Below are 19,413 nucleotides of genomic sequence, written 5' to 3'. Positions count from 1 at the left end.
CAATCCTTGAACAACGTTGAGATTGTCTTTGGAGAGATACCCAAGTGGCTATAAGGGGACCCTCTGCTAAGGGGTTAGGCTGAGTAATCGGTGCGAGGGTTCGAATCCCTCTCTCTCCGCCATCTTTACCTAAGGATGGACAAGCAATCAAAACATGCATAATATGGCGGTGTAGCTCAGCTGGCTAGAGCGTACGGTTCATACCCGTAAGGTCGGGGGTTCGATCCCCTCCGCCGCTACCATATTACCCAGGAGGCTTAGCTCAGCTGGGAGAGCATCTGCCTTACAAGCAGAGGGTCGGGGGTTCGATCCCCTCAGCCTCCACCATATACGCCGGTGTAGCTCAACTGGTAGAGCAACTGACTTGTAATCAGTAGGTTGGGGGTTCAAGTCCTCTCGCCGGCACCATTAATGCTTGGAACCGTGGTGTAGTTGGCCTAACATGCCTGCCTGTCACGCAGGAGATCGCGGGTTCGAATCCCGTCGGTTCCGCCATTAATTTTACAATTAAATAAGGCTCGGTAGCTCAGTCGGTAGAGCAGAGGACTGAAAATCCTCGTGTCGGCGGTTCGATTCCGTCCCGAGCCACCTTTAATCCTGGAGGATTAGCGAAGTGGCCAAACGCATCAGACTGTAAATCTGCTCCCGTACGGGTTCGGTGGTTCGAATCCATCATCCTCCACCAGTTTTACGAGTCATTAGCTCAGTTGGTAGAGCACCTGACTTTTAATCAGGGTGTCGAAGGTTCGAATCCTTCATGACTCATCTTAATTAGAGAGTGATTGATCATTAATTTGATCGGTCACTCTCTTTTTCTCTATTTAGACTAAAGTATGTCAGACTGACGGATACAGAGCGGCGCACATCAAGATATGATAAAATAATGATAAAAAAACACGCAGAGTGGTGACATTTCATACATGAAGCTCATACCTGATCTAAAACAGCAAATTGAAGGCGTTATAGGCACCACATTGGATGAATATGAAATTACGATGTACGAGTGGATGCAGTCTATTGAAAATTTGAGCGGCTTAGACGAAAACAAGCTGAGCTTTATTCGAAGCAAACCTGGAGAACGAGAACTTGATTTCGCAGCAAAATCATATATATCCTCAGATTTAAATATGGTTAGTTTACACCATGGTGAACGTATCTTTTTTAAAGTTGGTATAAACGAGCAGGAGAATACCGTTGTATGCTGGGGCTGTAACGCTGCCTCTCTAACAATAGAGACACGACGCCTGATCGAGTTACTGATTATCAGTAATGAGCGGCTGACCCCTATCAATGTTATAAACCAACATAGTGACACAGACAAGCGGTTATCATCACTGGGTGTATGGCTTCAGGAGCAGATTAAAGCTTATCGAACTGGCAGTCACAAGCCACTGCCCGATCCATATGCTGCTTTTTCTGATTTTCAGGAAGAGAAAATTATTTTCCTGCTGCAGGGGGAAACACCTGATTCTCAGCGTGTAGACTCGAAAGTGTTGAACAAGCTGTTAGAAAGTTATTTTGGCGAAGATATTACATTAATTCCCCTTGGTGAGCAGGAATGGCTTTTCATGGGCAATGAAGAAATTGTTACTGGGGAAGCGGATGATGACACTGCAGAGGCGAGAAAAGATTCGCTCCATGCATTTTGTTTGGGGTTGTACGAGCTGGTGGCGAGTGAGTTTGCAGGTGTGTTTCATCTATCTGCTTCACTGCCGTGTATTCCCAAAGAGGTTTTGGTACAGACAGCTTCTCTTCTGCAGGAGAGTATGCAGCTTGGTCGCTCCTTTCATGTTACGCAGCATATTCATCTTCCTTGGAATCTGCAGCTGGAGCAGTTGGTAGCAAGTATATCAGAGCAGCAGCGGATACGCTTTATTCAGGAAACCGGCAAGGGTACACTTATTTTTAATGATAGCGAGACAATCGCCACACTGGAGACATTCTTTGGTTTGGACTGTAACGTTAGCGAGACAGCTAAGCGCTTATTTATCCATCGCAATACACTCGTGTACCGTTTGGATAAGATTAAACAGGAGATTGGTTATGATGTCAGACACTTCAAAAGTGCGATGATTGTGCAGCTTTTACTGCTGATGTACAAAGTGACGAAAAAGAGCTGATATTTTTGTGCAGTTTGCGAATAGTCAGATAACCAAGCGATAGGGTATTATAAAACTACAAATTGTATTCGATTACAAAATGATCTCTGAGGAGGCAACAATCATGGCAGGAGTACGTTTAGAGCATATTTTCAAAAAATACCCGGGTTCTGATAAAGCAACTGTAGTTGACATTAACCTGGACATTAAAGACAAAGAGTTTCTGGTACTGGTAGGTCCGTCCGGTTGTGGTAAATCAACAACACTGCGTATGATCGCAGGCCTTGAGGAAATTTCTGAAGGTAAACTCTATATCGGTGACCGTGTCGTGAATGATGTTGCACCTAAAGACCGTGATATCGCGATGGTATTCCAATCCTACGCCTTGTATCCGCATATGAGCGTATATCAAAACATGGCATTTGGTTTGAAATTGCGTAAGGTCAAAAAAGACGAGATCGACAAACGTGTACGTGAAGCAGCTAAGATCCTCGATATCGAGCACTTGCTTGAGCGTAAACCTAAAGCATTGTCCGGTGGTCAACGTCAGCGTGTCGCTTTGGGACGTGCGATTGTCCGTGACCCACAAGTCTTCTTGATGGATGAGCCGCTTTCCAACTTGGATGCTAAACTCCGTGGACAGATGCGTGCGGAAATCACTAAGCTTGCTAAACGTTTGGAAACAACCGTTATTTACGTAACGCATGACCAGATCGAAGCAATGACGATGGGTGATCGGATTGTCGTTATGAAGGATGGTATCATCCAACAAGCAGCTTCTCCTGAAGAGCTGTACAATCACCCGGCGAACCTGTTCGTAGCTGGTTTCATCGGTTCCCCGACAATGAACTTCATCTCGGGTAAACTGGCTGAGCAAGGATCAAGCCTGCACTTTGTAGCTCCTGGTGTGGACGTTGAGATTCCACAAGGTAAAGCACAAGTGTTGAAATCCAAAGGATATGCTGCTAAAGAAGTGATCATGGGCGTTCGTCCAGAAGACATTCACGAAGAGCCGGTATTCCTGGAAGCTTCCCCGAACTCTGTATTCTCTACTCACGTAGATGTAACAGAGAACCTGGGTCACGAAATGCTCCTCTACTTGAGCGGTGTAGGTAATGACACTACAATCGCACGTGTAGACGGACGTTCCAATACTCGTGATGGTTCTACAGTTAAAATGGCCATCGACATGAACAAAGTTCATATCTTTGACAAAGAGACTGAAGTAAACGTACTTCTTCAAGACTAATTTTACTGAAGATTCTCGGAAACGACGAAATCTGGAAGTAACGCAATTATATAATGTAAATCGAGCCCCTTCCGTTTATGCTGGAAGGGGCTTTTTTATAAAGAGCTTGAAGAGCAGGAATACGGGACTTCGGCGATTGCAATCGATCCAAAATTCATTTAAGATTATTTGAAGGTCTGTCCTATAAATGCCGCACGCTGGTGTATACAAGAGTGCCATTTCAAGGACAAAATGACTTGTCTGTGAATCATGTTGTGAATGCGCTAATAATGGAAAGAAATGATACACGAATTGAGGTACATAGAGGCACAGCGAATGCTGAAAGGAAGAGACAAATGGCGAAAAAAGTGAAAGTATCCGAATTGGTACAGCAGTTTCAGATGGAAGTTGTTTCGGGTTCTCAGGGATTAAAAAGATATATTACGGTAGATGACCTTAACCGTCCTGGTCTGGAGATGGCAGGTTACTTTGAATATCATCCCAAAGAGCGGGTACAACTGCTGGGAAGAACAGAGCTGGCCTTTTTTGCCATGCTGCCTGAACATGAGCGTCGTGAACGTATGCAGCGTCTGTGTACCGAGGAGACACCTTGTATTGTCGTTACACGCGGATTGGAAGTTCCACAGGAACTGATAGATATCAGTGAAGAACAGAATCTGGCCGTACTTCGGAGCAACATGGCTACGACCATTCTTTCGAGCCGGATCACTGGTTTTCTCGAAGGTAAGCTGGCACCTACCGCGACGATTCACGGTGTACTGTGTGATGTATATGGCGTAGGTATGCTGATCACAGGCAGCAGCGGTATTGGTAAGAGTGAAACGGCTCTTGAACTTGTAAAACGGGGTCACCGCTTGATTGCCGATGATGCGGTGGAGATCCGCCAAACGTCGGACTTTCAGCTGCACGGTACCGCACCAGAGTTGATCCGTCACCTGCTGGAGATCAGGGGTGTAGGTATTATCAATGTAATGACGTTGTTTGGTGCAGGGGCTGTACGAAACAACAAACGGATCACATTAGTTGTGCGCCTGGAAGCATGGCAGCAGGATAAACAGTATGACCGTCTGGGACTGGATGAAGAGACAACACGTATTATTGATACCGATGTACCACTGGTTACGATTCCCGTTCGTCCGGGACGAAATCTGGCTGTAATCATTGAAGTAGCAGGTATGAATTACCGCCTGAAACAGATGGGACTTAACGCTGCACTCCAGTTCACAAACAAGCTGACAGCAACCATTTCAGAAGATATGGAAGATATGGATTAAGAAGGATGAAGTGAAGTACTGCACATGATCAGCTGCAATAGAAAGATAGAACATATCAAGCTGCAATGTCATTAGGAAGCATGACACATGGCAGTCTGAACTCTTTCAAACAGGAGGATGGGGTCAGGCTGCACAAGGTCATGCTTAAAGATGTGAATTGATAGGAGTGTGAATGAATGGATACATTATTACTGTTGAACCCGATTGCGTTTTCTATAGGCGCATTAAAGGTTCACTGGTATGGACTTATCTTGGGTACTGCGGCACTTTTGGGTCTGCTGCTGCTTATTCGGGAGGGCAAGCGATATAACATTCCCCAAGAAGTATTCATGGATATGGTTTTGTGGGGTGTGCCGTCTGCCATTATTGCCGCCCGCATCTACTTCGTGGCATTTAAATGGGAGGATTATAAAGATAACTTCTGGGATGTATTTAAAATATGGAACGGTGGTATTGCAATCTACGGTGCCCTCATTGGTGCCGTTATATGTGGATTCATTTTCTTCCGTCATAAAGGATATAACTTCTGGCGTATGGCGGACATCTGTGCACCTGGGCTGCTTGTTGGACAGATGATCGGACGTTGGGGGAACTATGTCAATCAGGAGGCATATGGCGGTCCTGTTGAAGAGTCCTTTTTAAGAGACAAGCTTCACCTGCCGGACTTTATTGTCAATCAAATGAATGTGGAGGGTGTATTCCGTCATCCGGCCTTCTTGTATGAGTCGGTATGGTGTTTTGTCGGATTAATTCTGCTGTTTGTGCTTCGCCGTCAGAAGTTTATGCGCTCAGGCGAGCTGTTCATGTCCTATTTCATCTGGTATTCGGTCGGCCGATTCTTTATTGAAGCACTGCGTACGGACAGTCTCGCATTCCAAGCTCCGGACTGGATCGCTTCATTTGTGAACGGACTGTGGTCCCCAATGACTGCATTGGGGTTTGAGCAAGGATATCTGGACCCGGCATATGGTAACGTCAGAATCTCGCAGCTGCTGTCTCTGGGTATTATTGCTGCCGCTATTGTGTTTATTGTGGTAAGAAGAGTGACAGGGAAAGCAAATGCCCGTTACAGTGATCCGATTGTTTCGTCGAAAGTTCCTGCTGATGATTTAGAGCACACAGGTAAGGCGGCTGGCGTAGGGGAAAAGGGAACAATAACGCCAAGCCCTGCTGAAGATGATTCAAAGCAAGTTGAAGATAAAAAGGAGTAATGCAGTGTGATTAACACGGTACTGTTTGATCTGGACGGAACAATTATTGATACCAATGAGCTGATTATCAACTCATTCCTGCATGTTATGGAAGGCTGGAATCATGCTTCCCCATGGACAAGGGAACAGATCATTCCGCATATGGGAGGCACATTGGAGCAGCAAATGCGAACCTTTTCAGGTCAGGAAGAGGTGTCAGAATACGTTAAAGGATATCGAGCCTATAATGATATTCACCATGAAGCGATGGTTCGACCTTTTCCCCATGTAATCGAGGTTGTAGAGGCTCTGGATCAAGCAGGCATCATAATGGGTGTGGTAACTACCAAGATTCGTCCTTCCACATTAAAGGTGCTGGAGCGCTTTGATCTGCTTAAATATATGAAGTCCATTGTCACAGTGACGGATGTAACCCATCCCAAACCGCATGCGGAACCCGTTCAAAAAGCGATGGCAGAATTGGGTTCCAACCCCGCCCACACCCTGATGGTGGGTGATAGCCCTGTTGATATTCAATCGGCACAAAATGCGGGTGCACTCTCCGCCGGTGTGGCTTGGTCACTTAAAGGAGAGCAGGTACTGAACGGATATAAACCGGATTACATTTTGCATGATATGAGAGATTTGCTGGACATAGTTCTCACAGAAACGGGCCGTTCATGAGAAAAGTAACCCGCTATCCGGTAGAAAGTCAGAATGCACTTTGGCATATCTACAAAACCGTGAGCCCGTGGAAGGGCGTGCGTAATTTTATCTGGATTCAGCTGTCGCGGTACTGCCCTGTGCTGCCCCTTAAGAACTGGATATATCGGCGAATGCTTGGTATGAAGGTGGGGGACCATACGGCTTTTGGTCTGATGGTGATGGTGGATGTATTTTTCCCGGAGAAAATAACGATTGGTGAAAACTCAGTCATTGGTTACAATACCACGATTCTGGCTCACGAGTATCTCATTAAGGAGTACAGACTCGGTGAAGTCATTATCGGAGATAATGTACTGATCGGGGCGAATACAACCATCCTTCCAGGGATAACGATCGGAGACGGAGCGGTAGTTGCTGCCGGGGCTGTCGTGCATAAGAACGTGGCTCCAGGTGCTTTTGTTGGAGGTAATCCTTTGCGTGATTTATCACGTCCGGCAGACTTGCCGGAAGAAATGGTGTTCAAAACGGATGAACCTTCGCAGCGAAAGGTTCATTAAGTTTGGAGATCGTCAAACCATATTAACCATAGACAATGCTGCATAAAAAGATACATGATGCAAAGGATGAAGGGAAGAGCTGCTGAGGGCAGCTTTTTTCGTATACAAAACTTCACATATAACCAATGAACCAGGAGCAAATTGAAAGAACATCGGACTGGACAAGCTTGGGCTGGATGATCATGTGTGAAAGGTAGTTTTGTTGACGATCGAGCGGCATTCATGTTATCATATCCCATATCCTTTAGTTTGTTAGCACTTTACCATATGAAAGTATATGTGGTTAGTGATTAACAAGTAATAGTGAAGACCGGACTAACGTATAAAATGTGTGAACGTTAAGGCCTCTGTTAAGTTAAGAGATGTATGAGGCTTTACTGTGAATCAGGGTAACTAACATAGAATGGGGATTTGTCATACATAAATCCTGTGGAGATAGAGCGATATAAATAATGACGAACACAATCTGCGGTTAAAAGATTATTCGTTCATCGAGGTGTAGGTACAAGTATCTATAGATCAATTTATGTAATAATTCTAATCCATTATTCAAATCCATGACTCGGGGTGAATCATACCAATGTCCAAACCAAAAGGCTTTGAAAAACCAACCGGCTTCCGTGATTATACACCACATGTAGTATCCAAACTGCGAATGGTTGAACGAAATGTACTGGAATGCATGGAACGCTGGGGATACCGCCAGATTATAACACCAACAATTGAATACTACGACACAGTAGGGGTAGCCAGTTCGACATCGGACCGCAAACTGTTTAAATTGCTGAACAGCCGGGGAACGACACTGGTACTGCGATCTGATCTGACTGCTCCGATAGCGCGGGTGGTATCATCGATGCTCAAGGATGAGGCACTTCCGCTGCGTTTATCCTATCATGCGAATGTTTTTCGCTCCATAGAAGAGGAAGCCGGACGTGAGGCTGAATTTTTCCAGACAGGTGTGGAGCTTGTAGGGGACGATTCCCCGGAGGCCGACGCGGAAGTGGTCGCACTTGCAATTGCTTCACTACAGGCAGCGGGTGTATCTTCTTTCAAGATAGCAATGGGACACATGGGCTTTCTGAACGGATTGCTGGAGGAAGTAATTCCAGGTCAGACGGCTGAGCAGGAGCAGTTGAAGGAAGGGCTGCTGGGACGAGATTATGTCGGGTATCGCCAATCCATCGAAGCATTACATCTGGAGTCAAAGCAAAAACAACAGCTTGAAGCAATACTGCGTCTGCGCGGCGGGAAAGAAATCTGCACCCATGCAGGCGAGCTCAGCTCAAGTGTTGAAGCGGCCGAGTCCATTGCACATTTGTGCGCCGTATTTGAGGTGCTGGAGGCGTATGGGGTCTCGGAACATGTGCTGATCGATCTGACGATGATCGGGGATTTCTCCTATTATACAGGCATGACATTTGAAGGGTACGCAGCAGAGCTGGGATCTCCGGTATGCAGCGGTGGGCGATATGACAATCTACTGCAGCAGTTCGGGCGTGCTCTTCCGGCTACCGGCTTTGCGTTGAAAACGAATCGTATTATTGATGGTGTTCACGGCATTAGTATTGAGGAAAAGAAGCCGGTTCGTATCGAATACAGCCCGGAGCGGCGAGCGGAAGCCTTAGCCGAAGCAGCAAGACTGCGCAGTTTGGGTCAGAATGTAGTCACATCTCTTCTTGATGATAAAAGGCCAAAAGCAGTGGCAAGTGGGACAGATGCGAAACAGGCTGAACAGGTCATTATCTATGGATCAAAACAAGGAGGACAATAAGATGTCGGATATTCTCAAGGTGGCTATGCCCAAAGGCCGTATCTATAAAAAGGCCTCCAAGCTGTTTCGTGAAGCAGGACTTGATATTCCTGAGGATGTAGATGATACCCGTAAACTGGTTATCGAAGTACCTGAAGCCGGGATGGAGTTCATTATGGCCAAACCTGTCGATGTACCAACGTATGTGGAGTACGGTGTTGCCGATATTGGCATTGTCGGGAAAGACGTGCTGCTTGAGGAAGATCGGGATGTGTATGAGCTTTTAAATCTGGGGATTGCGCAGTGCCGTATGTCTGTGATTGGGCTTCCGGACTGGAAGGCGGGTATCCAGCAGCGGGTTGCTACGAAATATCCGAACATCGCTTCCCAGTACTTCCGTGAGCAGGGACAGCAGGTTGAGGTTATTAAATTGAATGGTTCCATCGAGCTTGCTCCCCTGATCGGTCTGGCTGACCGAATCGTCGATCTGGTCGAGACAGGACAGACGCTGCGTGAGAATGGGCTTGTGGAGATGACGGAGATTCTGAATATTACCAGCCGTCTCATTGCAAATCGCGTCAGTTATCGCATGAAAAATGCCCGAATTCAGTCCCTGTGTGATGCACTTCAAATGGTGATTCCGAGCGGTAATGAAGTTTCTACGGGAAGTGCGAGAAGATAATGAGCAGATAAGTAAAGAATGATGCGCACAAGTCAGGTAAACAAGGATAGCAGATAGGAATAGAGTCAACAGCACATAGATATGTGAACGGTACTATTTATATAGGAAATAGATAACGTAAGGAGGTTGTACGAATGAAGATTGTACCAGCACGGCAATTTGATCTGAAGCGGGAAGTAGAGTACGGTACGCCGGAGCAAAATGAAGCGGTACGGCGCATTGTCGCAGACATTCGCCGTGAAGGGGATGCAGCGCTGCTGCGTTATACAGAGCAGCTGGATCGCACACAGCTGACGGCTGCGGGACTGCGCGTGCCGCAGGAGGAGCTCCAGGCGGCGTATGAAGCCGTGGAGCCATCGTTTGTGACGGCGATTCGCCAAGCCGCCGCCAATATTCGTGCGTTTCATGAGAAGCAGAAACGCAATTCGTGGATGGACTGGCAGCCGGACGGCAGTCTGCTCGGCCAGATTATTCGGCCGCTGAAACGAGTCGGCGTGTATGTCCCTGGAGGGAAAGCAGCGTATCCATCGTCGGTGCTGATGAATGTCATTCCGGCACAGGTTGCAGGCGTGCCGGAGATTGTGCTTGTCACACCGCCGGCGACGAACGGTGGAGAAGGCATTGACCCGTACATTCTCGTGGCTGCCGCGGAAGCAGGTGTGAACGAGATGTACCGGGTAGGCGGCGCGCAGGCGATCGCCGCTCTTGCTTACGGCACGGAGAGTATTGCCCCGGTCGACAAGATCTGTGGACCGGGTAACATCTACGTGGCGCTCGCGAAGCGCGAGGTGTATGGGGCCGTCGATATTGACAGTATCGCTGGGCCTAGTGAGATTGTGGTGCTCGCCGATGATACGGCGAACCCTGTTTATGTCGCTGCGGACCTGCTGTCGCAGGCGGAGCATGACGAGATGGCATCGGCCATTCTCGTCACGAATTCGGCCGTGCTGGCGGAAGCTGTGCAGGCCGAGGTGCAGCGGCAGCTGGAAGTGCTGCCGCGGCGCGATATTGCTGCTGCTTCCGTGGAGCAGCATGGGGCGATTATCGTCGTCGATTCGATCGATGAGGGAATCGATGTTGTGAACCGGCTTGCACCCGAGCATCTGGAGATTATGGTGCAGGAGCCGATGGCTTACGCCGGCCGAATCGAGAATGCCGGTGCAATCTTTCTCGGGCCGTACAGCTCCGAACCGGTGGGCGATTACTTTGCCGGACCGAATCATATTATTCCGACCAATGGAACTGCCCGGTTCAGTTCACCGGTAGACGTGGATGATTTTATCAAAAAATCGAGTCTGATTTATTATAGTAAAGAGGCACTGCTGCAGAACGGTGCAGCTATCATCGAATTAGCCCGACATGAGGGGCTTGAAGGACATGCTCGCGCAATTGCTGTACGCTTACAACAGGAAGGAAAGGCGGAATCGGACAATGGATAATCAGAATAAGAGTGCAGAAAACGGAGTGCAGCTTCAAAATCAAGGGACAGTGCGTCAGGCAGAGGTAGATCGCAAAACAAACGAGACGAATATCCAGCTGTCATTCAACGTAGATGGCACGGGACAATCCAATATTGAGACGGATGTACCGTTTCTGAATCATATGCTCGATCTGTTCACAAAGCATGGACAATTCGATCTTAACGTACAGGCTCGGGGAGATATCGATATTGATGATCACCATACGGTTGAAGACATTGGCATCTGTCTGGGACAGACGCTGTATCAAGCGCTGGGCGATAAACGCGGAATTAAACGTTATGCCAGTGTGTTTGTACCGATGGACGAAGCGCTTGCTCAGGTTATCATTGATGTGAGCAACCGTCCGCACTTTGAATACCGGGCCGAGTACCCGTCGCAGCAGGTAGGCAGCTTTTCTACAGAGCTGGTGCATGAATTTCTTTGGAAACTGGCGCTCGAAGCGCGGATTACGCTGCATGTCATTGTGCACTACGGTCAGAACACACATCACATGATTGAAGCGGTCTTCAAGGCTCTCGGACGTGCGCTGGATGAAGCGACGATGATCGATCCACGAGTAACCGGCGTGCCTTCCACGAAGGGAGTGCTGTAGACAATGGCGATTGCAATTGTCGATTACGGTATGGGGAACCTGCACAGCGTCGGCAAAGCGGTCGAACGTCTTGGCTATGAAGCGCTGGTCACAGGTGAGCGGGAAGCTATTCTTGCCGCTGATGGCGTTATTTTGCCGGGGGTAGGTGCCTTTGGTGATGCAATGGTGCATTTGCGAGAAACAGGTCTGGATGGAGTCGTAAAAGAAGCGGCTGCCGGACTGAAACCGCTGCTTGGCATCTGTCTGGGCATGCAGCTGCTGTTCAGTACGGGTGAGGAACACGGCGAGCATGAGGGACTGGACATTTTGCCGGGAAAAGTAGTGCGCTTCGCACCAAGTGAACTGAAGGTTCCTCATATGGGATGGAACCGTTTGGAATTTTTACATCCTGAAAATCCGCTCTTCGCGGGTTTGGATGCCGGGCATGTTTATTTTGTACACTCGTATCATGCAATTACCGAGAACAAGGACGATCTGCTGGCCGTTACGGATTACGGACATCCGGTTACTGCGATCGTAGGCCGAGGATCAAACTTCGGTATGCAGTTCCACCCTGAGAAGAGCGGTGAACTTGGCATGAAACTGCTCAGCAATTTCCTGTCTTTGACGGGGGCATCGGGAACAGCCTAATTTATAATTGTCTATCTAAACAAGATTTGTATTATCTTATGATCGAATTTCATTAGAATTGAATCCTGTTTTTAAATGTATTCAACTTGAAGTTACATGAAAGTTTAATCGAAATTCAATCGAATCTACACTTAGGAGGCCTTGTATGTCATCTTTTATCTTATACCCGGCAATCGATATCCGGGACGGCAAATGTGTAAGATTGGTGCAGGGAGATTATAATCAGGAAACCGTATATAACGATGACCCGGTTCAGGTTGCCCTTAACTGGGAGAAGCAGGGTGGTACATATGTTCATCTGGTGGATCTGGATGGAGCAAAGGCGGGACACCCGGTTAATGACGAGCTGATTGGACGTATTGCATCTGCTGTGAATGTACCTGTGCAGGTTGGCGGCGGACTTCGTACAATTACTGACGTTGAACGTTTGCTGGGGCTAGGCGTAAGCCGATTGATTATCGGGACAGCTGCTATTGAGGATCGTGCTTTTACAGAAGAAGTATTAGGACGTTACGGAGATAAAGTGGCCATTGGTATTGATGCGCGTAATGGTTATGTTGCCACTCGTGGATGGCTTGAAACTTCCGAGGTACAGGCTGAAGTGCTGGCGAAGGAACTCGCTGCGTATGGAGCGGAAACATTTATCTTTACGGACATTTCCCGTGACGGTATGATGCAGGGGCCTAATGTTGAGGCGATTGTGTCCCTTGCCAAAGCAAGCGGACGGACAGTTATTGCTTCTGGCGGTGTCAGTGTGATGGATGATTTGCTTCGTTTGAGTCAACATGCATCTGATGGTGTTGGCGGAGCCATTGTAGGCAAAGCCCTGTATACAGGCAGTATTGATCTGGCTGAAGCAGTGCGTTTGGTGAACAAGTAACGGATAATCGGGTAGAGAGGAAGAGGGAGCATGCTGGCAAAAAGAATCATTCCCTGTCTGGACGTGAAGGACGGCCGGGTCGTTAAAGGCGTGAACTTTGTCAATCTCCGCGATGCGGGTGATCCGGTAGAGCTGGCGGCACTGTATGACCGCGAGGGAGCGGACGAACTTGTATTTCTCGATATCTCCGCATCGGTGGAGGGCCGTGAAACGATGGAGGAAGTTGTAAGACAGACGGCAGGTGAGATCGCGATTCCTTTTACGGTAGGAGGCGGGATCTCCAAAGTAGAGGACATGAAGCGTATTTTGCGTGCAGGTGCGGATAAAATTGCAGTAAATACTGCGGCGGTCCTTAATCCTCAGATCATTGCGGATGGTGCACGCCGTTTTGGCTCGCAATGTATCGTCGTTGCCATTGATGCCAAGTATAACGAAGCTTGGGGCGAGTGGGAAGTCTATACCCATGGCGGGCGGAAACCATCCGGCATTAAAGCTTTGGAGTGGGTTAAACAAGTCGAGGAGCTGGGTGCGGGAGAAATTCTGTTAACCAGCATGGACGCAGATGGTACGAAGGACGGTTTTGATTTGAAGCTGACCGCTGCTGTTTCGGAATCGGTACGTATTCCAGTCATTGCGTCAGGTGGTGCAGGCAAGGAGTCTCACTTCTATGATGTTTTCACAACAGGCAAAGCGGACGCAGGTCTGGCCGCAACCATCTTTCACTACAAAGAAATTGGCGTACCGGCATTAAAACAACAATTAAGAGAACAAGGAGTGGAAATCCGTGACTAAAGTAAGTGATGAGATCAAGGAACAGCTCTCCTTGGAGCAGGTTGTGGAACACATCCGTTGGGATGAAGGATTGGTTCCTGCCATTGTGCAGGATGTGGATACCCGCAGAGTATTAATGATGGCTTATATGAATCGTGAATCGCTGAAGCTGTCGCTGGAGTCTGGAGAAACCTGGTTCTGGTCGCGTTCGCGCCAAGAGCTATGGAATAAAGGAGCAACCTCTGGCAATGTCCAGAAGATCGTTTCCTTGAAATATGACTGTGACGGCGATACGCTGCTGGTTGAGGTTAAACCGAAGGGACCGGCCTGCCATACAGGTGCATTAACTTGTTTCCATAATGAAATTATCGGTTTACCAGAAAGTGAGTCAGACCAAGATAACAAAGAAGAAGCGGGGAGCTCGGCAAACTCCAACAAGGCCTCTTCAACTGCTGCTGAGCGACGCTTTGAGGTATTGGCAGAACTGGAATCTGTCATTGCTGAGCGTGAGCGCGAACGTCCGGAAGGTGCATATACCACGTATCTGTTTGATAAAGGTGTCGATAAAATCCTGAAAAAGATCGGTGAGGAAGCTTCCGAAACGATTATTGCTGCCAAAAACAAAGATAATGACGAGCTTCGTCTCGAGGTCAGTGACCTGATGTATCACCTGCTCGTGCTGCTGCAGGAGCGCAAGCTGCCTCTGGATGACATCATGTCTGAGCTGAGCCGCCGACACGAACGGCCGCGCCGCGACTAGGAGGCGAATCTTTAATGCGCATAGACTACCATACTCATCATGAACGCTGCGGACATGCGGTGGGCAAGCTGGAAGAATACGTGCAGCGCGGAATCGCTATCGGTCTGTCCCAGATTGGATTGTCTGATCATATGCCGCTCCTGCATGTGGATCCGGCTGAATACTATCCCGAGATGGCTATGCCTATGGATGAGCTGCCGCGATATGTTGAGGAGTGTTTCTCTCTGAAGGAACGATACCGTGGGCAGATTGATGTCCGTGTTGGTCTTGAAGGTGATTATATCGAAGGCTTTGAATCAGAGATTCGTTCGATCATTGAACGTTATCCATGGGATTATGTCATTGGCTCCGTTCATTTTCTGGGTGAATGGGATATTACCGATTTCCGTCAGACTCACCATTGGGAAGGCAAAGATATCCTTGAGGTATACCGACAATATTATGATGCTGTGAGCAAATCGGCTGCTTCTGGTCTGTATGATATTATAGGACATTCGGATGTCATCAAAAGGTTTGGTTATGTACCGCCGCTTGAGCAGACCGAGGAACGCATTGCACTGGAGGATGCGGCTCTGCAAGCTGTGGCCAAAAGCGGCTGTGCTATGGAACTGAATGCCTCAGGCTTGTCCAAGCCATGTGCGGAGATGTTCCCAAGCCGGAGAATGCTGACCGAAGCAATTCGATTGGGTGTTCCTCTTACGATGGGATCGGATGCACATGACCCAATGAAGCTGGGCGATAATCTGCCTGAAGCGGAGAAACTTTTACATGAACTTGGATGTGAGCAAGTTGCTGTTTTTGAAAGCCGCCAGCGTTCGTTCATTCCTTTAAATGCAGCCAACAGTGGAGTATAATAGGGGAAAATGAACCTTTTATACAGGTTGGATTCTTCAACTTAACTATAAGGGAATATGATAGGGGATACCCCTCGGGAGGGCATTATGCAGCATTCGTTACGTATTTTTTCCGGTTCATCTAACCCTAAGCTTGCAGAGCAGGTATGCGACAAGCTGGGCGTACAACTGGGCAAGATTAAACTGTCCCGGTTCAAGAGCGGAGAAATATACGTCCATTACGAAGAAACGATCCGCAATTGTGATGTGTTTCTAATACAGTCGTTGTCTCATCCCATTAATGAGCTGTTTGTTGAGCTGCTTGTCATGATTGATGCGGCAAAAAGAGCATCGGCACGCACGGTGAACATTATTGTCCCGTATTACGGGTATGCTCGTCAGGAGCGGAAATCTGCTCCGCGTGAGCCAATCTCGGCCAAGATGGTGGCAGATGTATTAACGACAGCTGGAGCAAGCCGGGTGGTTACGATTGATCTGCATGCTGCAGCTATCCAGGGCTTCTTTAACATTCCGGTAGATCATATGACATCACTAGACTTGATCAGTGAATACCTGCTCAGCAAAGGAATCCAAAATCCAGTCGTGGTTTCTCCTGATGCAGGACGAGCATCGATGGCGGAGAAGCTGGCGAACCGTCTGGATTCACCTTTTGCAATCATGATTAAAAAACGCCCAAGTCATAATGAATCCATCATTACGCATGTGATCGGTGATGTTGAGGGGCGAACACCGATTATTATCGAGGATCTGATTGATACCGGGTCAACCATTGTGAATGTAGTTGAAGGTCTGAAAGAGCGAGGTGCAGAGAACGCGTATGTTTGCGCAACTCACGGCTTGTTCTCGGATGGGGCGGTCAGCAAACTGAATCATCCATCGATTACTGAGGTTGTGGTGACAGATTCGATTGCACTGCCAGAGGATCACCCGGAATGTTTTAAAGTACTGCCTGTTGCACCAATGCTGTCACGAGCCATACGCATCATAGTCGACGGCGGCTCTATGGCTACACTGTTTAAGGATTCAGGTATCTAATTCCATCAAATATACCCGGGTATTCTACGGCCCGATCCTGTCTCAAATACCGTGTCTGAGTTCATCCTGCTCAGCACGGTATTTTTGTTTTGACCCCTTAAAAATCCACGAATCCAATTCCGTGCTTTGCTGTTCGAGAGCTTGTGATATAATAACATAAAACCAAGAAATGATAGCGTTTTATATACATGGATCTGGAAATGAATTGTTACGGATAATAAACAGTAGAACCACGGCTGATGGACATTGGCATCGTGGAGTGAGGAGTGGGGTCTATTGTCGCGCACCTGGTATTATCGGCTGCTCTTTTCGTACTTCCCTATATTTTTCTTTACAATGACCATACTCATTTTTATTGCTTTTGTTTTTATTAATGATATCTCCAGGGAAGAAACCCGGAAGGCTGATCGGATATCTTCCAGTTATCTTGCCACTACGCTGGATCATACAATACGTGACATTGAACTGGCTGTGACAGAAAAAGTACAGTACGAGCCGGCGTACAGGCTGTATTTTAACAATAACAATCCGAATAATTCGGACACGGTTTATACTATTGCACAAAATTTGCGTGAGATGATTAACTCTTCTTCCTGGATTCAGTCCATATATCTCTATGACAAGCAGAACGAGCGTGTTATAACGGTAAGCGGCTCCAGAGAAGTGGAGAGTTTTGGAGATAAGGCATGGATTGATCGGATTCTAAGTGGTTCTACAGGTCAGGGCTGGCAGCCTGTTCGGGAGATTGAATGGGATGATGTGCAGAGGACACCTGTGCAGGTGTTGACGGTAAATAAAGAAATGCCACTGCCTTTTGGCTCAGAGGGTGTATTGGTCATCAATATCAAGATGAGCAGTATCAAGCAGAGTGTGGACAGCATGGTCAATGGGAAACTCTCTTTCCTGACGATAACCGATCAGGAGGGCAGGGTCATCTATGATGCCCATTCGGATCGGGAGAGTGCTGCCGAAGGTACCAAGTTAAATGAATTAACTTTGGAGAGATTTGGTTGGACTCTGAGCAGTGGGATCAAAGCTGGGAATCTGTTTGGCTGGGTATCTGTCGTTTCGTATGTGTGGGTGTTCATTGCGGTCTTGACCGTGATTTGCGCAATCATCTATATCGTGTATGTGACCCGGCGTAACTACAAGCCGATCCAGATCATTATGAACCGGATTGAATCTCAACAAATTCGCGCATTTGAGCAATCCGGTGCACGTATGGATGAGATGAAGATGATCGATGGCGTGCTTGAAAACCTGATTAATCATATGATGGATTATGATAAAAAGAGCCGGGAAAACGTGCTGATGCAGCGAAGTAAACTATTTAGCGCGCTGCTGCATGGTGAGCACGTAGACAATGCTGCTGGGCAGCTGTATGAGGTGTCCCCATTTGATGGGGCTCATGAAGCTTCTCGTTTTATCGTGGTTGTCGGGGATATTAACCGTTATGAAAAAGGATTTCAGGAGAAATTCACCAGAGGTGAGCAAAATACACTGAAATTCGCTCTGATGAATGTATTACAGGAGCTGTCCCGGGATACGGAGGTACAGTGCTGGACGGAGTGGATCAGTGCTGATCGTATTGCTATTCTGTTCTTTTCAAAAGAAGATGGGCAGCAGGGCCAGGACTTGTCCAAGCAAATTCGGCTTGTCGCTGAGGAATGTAAATCCTGGGTAGAGCAGAATCTCCGAATTTCCCTCAGCTTTGGTATTGGACCTGTTGCTGAAGGGATTGGAGCAATTCATCAATCGTTTACCGCGGCTGAAGCGGTGATGCAGCGTAAATTGCTGATGAACGGTGATGTGGGTGAAGCAGAGGCAAGCGAGATGCAGCATCCTCTGCTGGAGACCTACACCTATTTGCAGATGATTGCGGACTTTGTTAAGCGTTTCAGGATGTCGAGCGGACAGTGGAGAGAGCAGCTGGAGGATATCTTCAAAGAATTCGAGCGAAACAAACTGCCGGATGATGAAATTCGATCCCTGATTCAAGCCATGCTCCAGATGCTCAGCCGGGAAGTTTCCATGATGTCGGAAGGATTGCAAAAAGAACTGTCAGAGGAAAACATCAATAATTGGCTGCATGCCATGGAAGAAGCAGAGTCTTTAGAAGATGTGAAGGTGCTGTTGTTTGACAGTCTGACGGATCTCTTCCGCACATACGTGGCGGTTACTGAAACGAAGAGCTACAAAGCAATGGTTAATGAAATGAAAAATTATATTGAGGAGCAGTTCATGAACCCGGATCTGTCGCTAAAACATCTGAGTGACCGTTTTCAAATTTCCGGTAAACATGCCAGTTATCTGTTCAAGACTGAATTCAACATGAAGTTTGTTGACTTTGTGACTGAACTGAGGATGAAAGAAACGGAGAAGCTTCTCCTCAATACAGATCATTCCTTGCAGGATATAGCACTGAAGGTGGGCTATGCGAATGGCATCACATTAGGACGGGTATTCAAACGGGTGACAGGCATTACACCCGGAGACTATCGCCGGATGAAAAGAGATCAAAAAGCAGCAGAGGAGTAATTGATCTGTGCTGCGCTGCGGTAAAATGAAATAGACGTATGTCATTAATTCGAACATGATGAATCCAAGTTTCAAAAAAAGCAGGGTGAATTGAAACGTGAATCTCCATAAGCAGGAGAGATATCATACGTTTTGATTTACCCTGTTTGTTTTATTTTAGCTCCGCAAAAATGAAAGCGCTTGAAAAATTGCGAAACAAACACATAACTTTCATGGTTATGTCAGGAGATGTGTCATAAGGATTGCCTTTTGATGGATACGAATTTAGGCAGTGTGGGAAAATGGTTTGTCGCCATCTGTTCGGAATAAGGGTATATAGTGCCAGTAAAGCCTGATGCCATGCGGTTTTCTGGAATTTCAGCAGTCTGCGAAAATAGGCCATCATGCAAACCATAACACGTT

At 47.4% G+C, this 19,413-nt stretch carries 17 protein-coding genes and 8 tRNA genes; all 25 read left to right on the top strand.

The features are described 5' to 3' along the window. Positions 1-30: 30 nt before the first annotated feature. The 25 genes from ABXS70_RS25490 to ABXS70_RS25370 all read left to right on the top strand — a co-directional run bounded on the left by ABXS70_RS25490 (position 31) and on the right by ABXS70_RS25370 (position 19,011). Positions 31-122, top strand: a tRNA-Ser gene (locus ABXS70_RS25490). Positions 123-165: 43 nt separating this feature from the next. Further along, positions 166-242: transfer RNA gene (locus ABXS70_RS25485), tRNA-Met, on the top strand. 9 nt (positions 243-251) lie between these two features. Next, positions 252-327, top strand: a tRNA-Val gene (locus ABXS70_RS25480). Between the two features lie 5 nt (positions 328-332). Further along, positions 333-408 (top strand) — tRNA-Thr (locus tag ABXS70_RS25475). A 9-nt stretch (positions 409-417) separates the two neighbouring features. Next, positions 418-495: transfer RNA gene (locus tag ABXS70_RS25470), tRNA-Asp, on the top strand. Between the two features lie 20 nt (positions 496-515). Then, positions 516-588 (top strand) — tRNA-Phe (locus tag ABXS70_RS25465). Between the two features lie 11 nt (positions 589-599). After that, positions 600-685, top strand: a tRNA-Tyr gene (locus ABXS70_RS25460). A gap of 7 nt (positions 686-692) precedes the next feature. Beyond that, positions 693-765: transfer RNA gene (locus ABXS70_RS25455), tRNA-Lys, on the top strand. Positions 766-920: 155 nt separating this feature from the next. Further along, positions 921-2,120 (top strand): helix-turn-helix domain-containing protein, encoded by a 1,200-nt coding sequence (locus ABXS70_RS25450; protein ID WP_366291899.1) that lies wholly within the window; start codon positions 921-923, stop codon positions 2,118-2,120. Between the two features lie 103 nt (positions 2,121-2,223). Continuing rightward, positions 2,224-3,348: a sn-glycerol-3-phosphate ABC transporter ATP-binding protein UgpC gene (gene ugpC, locus ABXS70_RS25445; protein WP_110898810.1), complete on the top strand. Its 1,125-nt coding sequence runs from the start codon at positions 2,224-2,226 to the stop codon at positions 3,346-3,348. A gap of 335 nt (positions 3,349-3,683) precedes the next feature. Continuing rightward, a complete protein-coding gene (gene hprK, locus ABXS70_RS25440; protein ID WP_342553671.1) occupies positions 3,684-4,622 on the top strand; it encodes an HPr(Ser) kinase/phosphatase in 939 nt (312 codons plus the stop codon). 176 nt (positions 4,623-4,798) lie between these two features. Continuing rightward, entirely contained in the window at positions 4,799-5,833 is a 1,035-nt protein-coding gene (gene lgt / locus ABXS70_RS25435; RefSeq protein ID WP_366291895.1) for a prolipoprotein diacylglyceryl transferase, read from the top strand. 6 nt (positions 5,834-5,839) lie between these two features. Then, a complete protein-coding gene (gene ppaX, locus ABXS70_RS25430) occupies positions 5,840-6,496 on the top strand; it encodes a pyrophosphatase PpaX (RefSeq protein ID WP_366291892.1) in 657 nt (218 codons plus the stop codon). Then, entirely contained in the window at positions 6,493-7,035 is a 543-nt protein-coding gene (locus ABXS70_RS25425) for a DapH/DapD/GlmU-related protein (protein ID WP_342553674.1), read from the top strand. Before ppaX ends, ABXS70_RS25425 begins: the two co-directional genes overlap by 4 nt. 580 nt (positions 7,036-7,615) lie before the next feature. After that, the gene (locus ABXS70_RS25420) at positions 7,616-8,809 is read left to right on the top strand and encodes an ATP phosphoribosyltransferase regulatory subunit (RefSeq protein ID WP_366291889.1); all 1,194 of its coding nucleotides are present in this window, start codon (positions 7,616-7,618) and stop codon (positions 8,807-8,809) included. Position 8,810: 1 nt separating this feature from the next. Beyond that, positions 8,811-9,470 carry an ATP phosphoribosyltransferase gene (gene hisG / locus ABXS70_RS25415; protein WP_342553676.1) on the top strand — a complete coding sequence of 220 codons (660 nt, stop codon included), beginning with the start codon at positions 8,811-8,813 and terminating at the stop codon, positions 9,468-9,470. A gap of 134 nt (positions 9,471-9,604) precedes the next feature. Beyond that, positions 9,605-10,909 (top strand): histidinol dehydrogenase, encoded by a 1,305-nt coding sequence (gene hisD / locus ABXS70_RS25410; RefSeq protein ID WP_366291886.1) that lies wholly within the window; start codon positions 9,605-9,607, stop codon positions 10,907-10,909. Next, positions 10,902-11,543 carry an imidazoleglycerol-phosphate dehydratase HisB gene (gene hisB / locus ABXS70_RS25405; protein WP_342553678.1) on the top strand — a complete coding sequence of 214 codons (642 nt, stop codon included), beginning with the start codon at positions 10,902-10,904 and terminating at the stop codon, positions 11,541-11,543. The genes hisD and hisB overlap by 8 nt, the downstream gene beginning before the upstream one ends. Positions 11,544-11,546: 3 nt before the next feature. Continuing rightward, positions 11,547-12,173 carry an imidazole glycerol phosphate synthase subunit HisH gene (gene hisH, locus ABXS70_RS25400; protein WP_366291883.1) on the top strand — a complete coding sequence of 209 codons (627 nt, stop codon included), beginning with the start codon at positions 11,547-11,549 and terminating at the stop codon, positions 12,171-12,173. 145 nt (positions 12,174-12,318) lie between these two features. After that, positions 12,319-13,053, top strand: coding sequence for a 1-(5-phosphoribosyl)-5-[(5-phosphoribosylamino)methylideneamino]imidazole-4-carboxamide isomerase (gene hisA, locus ABXS70_RS25395; protein WP_342553680.1), 735 nt, complete (start codon positions 12,319-12,321; stop codon positions 13,051-13,053). A gap of 30 nt (positions 13,054-13,083) precedes the next feature. Then, the gene (hisF, locus tag ABXS70_RS25390; protein ID WP_366291880.1) at positions 13,084-13,845 is read left to right on the top strand and encodes an imidazole glycerol phosphate synthase subunit HisF; all 762 of its coding nucleotides are present in this window, start codon (positions 13,084-13,086) and stop codon (positions 13,843-13,845) included. After that, positions 13,838-14,584, top strand: coding sequence for a bifunctional phosphoribosyl-AMP cyclohydrolase/phosphoribosyl-ATP diphosphatase HisIE (gene hisIE / locus ABXS70_RS25385; protein WP_342553682.1), 747 nt, complete (start codon positions 13,838-13,840; stop codon positions 14,582-14,584). Before hisF ends, hisIE begins: the two co-directional genes overlap by 8 nt. Positions 14,585-14,598: 14 nt before the next feature. Beyond that, positions 14,599-15,438, top strand: coding sequence for a histidinol-phosphatase HisJ (gene hisJ / locus ABXS70_RS25380; RefSeq protein WP_342553683.1), 840 nt, complete (start codon positions 14,599-14,601; stop codon positions 15,436-15,438). Positions 15,439-15,525: 87 nt separating this feature from the next. Continuing rightward, positions 15,526-16,473 carry a ribose-phosphate pyrophosphokinase gene (locus ABXS70_RS25375; RefSeq protein ID WP_342553684.1) on the top strand — a complete coding sequence of 316 codons (948 nt, stop codon included), beginning with the start codon at positions 15,526-15,528 and terminating at the stop codon, positions 16,471-16,473. A 276-nt stretch (positions 16,474-16,749) separates the two neighbouring features. Further along, on the top strand, positions 16,750-19,011 hold the full coding sequence (locus tag ABXS70_RS25370; RefSeq protein ID WP_342553685.1) for a helix-turn-helix domain-containing protein: 2,262 nt from the start codon (positions 16,750-16,752) through the stop codon (positions 19,009-19,011). Positions 19,012-19,413 lie beyond the last annotated feature (402 nt).

Source organism: Paenibacillus sp. AN1007 (assembly GCF_040702995.1).
Taxonomy (GTDB): domain Bacteria; phylum Bacillota; class Bacilli; order Paenibacillales; family Paenibacillaceae; genus Paenibacillus.
This window is presented reverse-complemented; position numbering and strand designations above follow the sequence as displayed.

Bases quoted from the DNA above. Each gene is read 5' to 3' on its own strand.
- hisF (WP_366291880.1), top strand. From the start codon at position 13,084: ATGCTGGCAAAAAGAATCATTCCCTGTCTGGACGTGAAGGACGGCCGG.
- ABXS70_RS25375 (WP_342553684.1), top strand. From the start codon at position 15,526: ATGCAGCATTCGTTACGTATTTTTTCCGGTTCATCTAACCCTAAGCTT.
- hisB (WP_342553678.1), top strand. From the start codon at position 10,902: ATGGATAATCAGAATAAGAGTGCAGAAAACGGAGTGCAGCTTCAAAAT.
- hisG (WP_342553676.1), top strand. From the start codon at position 8,811: ATGTCGGATATTCTCAAGGTGGCTATGCCCAAAGGCCGTATCTATAAA.
- hisH (WP_366291883.1), top strand. From the start codon at position 11,547: ATGGCGATTGCAATTGTCGATTACGGTATGGGGAACCTGCACAGCGTC.
- ABXS70_RS25425 (WP_342553674.1), top strand. From the start codon at position 6,493: ATGAGAAAAGTAACCCGCTATCCGGTAGAAAGTCAGAATGCACTTTGG.
- hisD (WP_366291886.1), top strand. From the start codon at position 9,605: ATGAAGATTGTACCAGCACGGCAATTTGATCTGAAGCGGGAAGTAGAG.
- ABXS70_RS25450 (WP_366291899.1), top strand. From the start codon at position 921: ATGAAGCTCATACCTGATCTAAAACAGCAAATTGAAGGCGTTATAGGC.
- ABXS70_RS25420 (WP_366291889.1), top strand. From the start codon at position 7,616: ATGTCCAAACCAAAAGGCTTTGAAAAACCAACCGGCTTCCGTGATTAT.
- lgt (WP_366291895.1), top strand. From the start codon at position 4,799: ATGGATACATTATTACTGTTGAACCCGATTGCGTTTTCTATAGGCGCA.
- hprK (WP_342553671.1), top strand. From the start codon at position 3,684: ATGGCGAAAAAAGTGAAAGTATCCGAATTGGTACAGCAGTTTCAGATG.
- ugpC (WP_110898810.1), top strand. From the start codon at position 2,224: ATGGCAGGAGTACGTTTAGAGCATATTTTCAAAAAATACCCGGGTTCT.
- hisA (WP_342553680.1), top strand. From the start codon at position 12,319: ATGTCATCTTTTATCTTATACCCGGCAATCGATATCCGGGACGGCAAA.
- hisJ (WP_342553683.1), top strand. From the start codon at position 14,599: ATGCGCATAGACTACCATACTCATCATGAACGCTGCGGACATGCGGTG.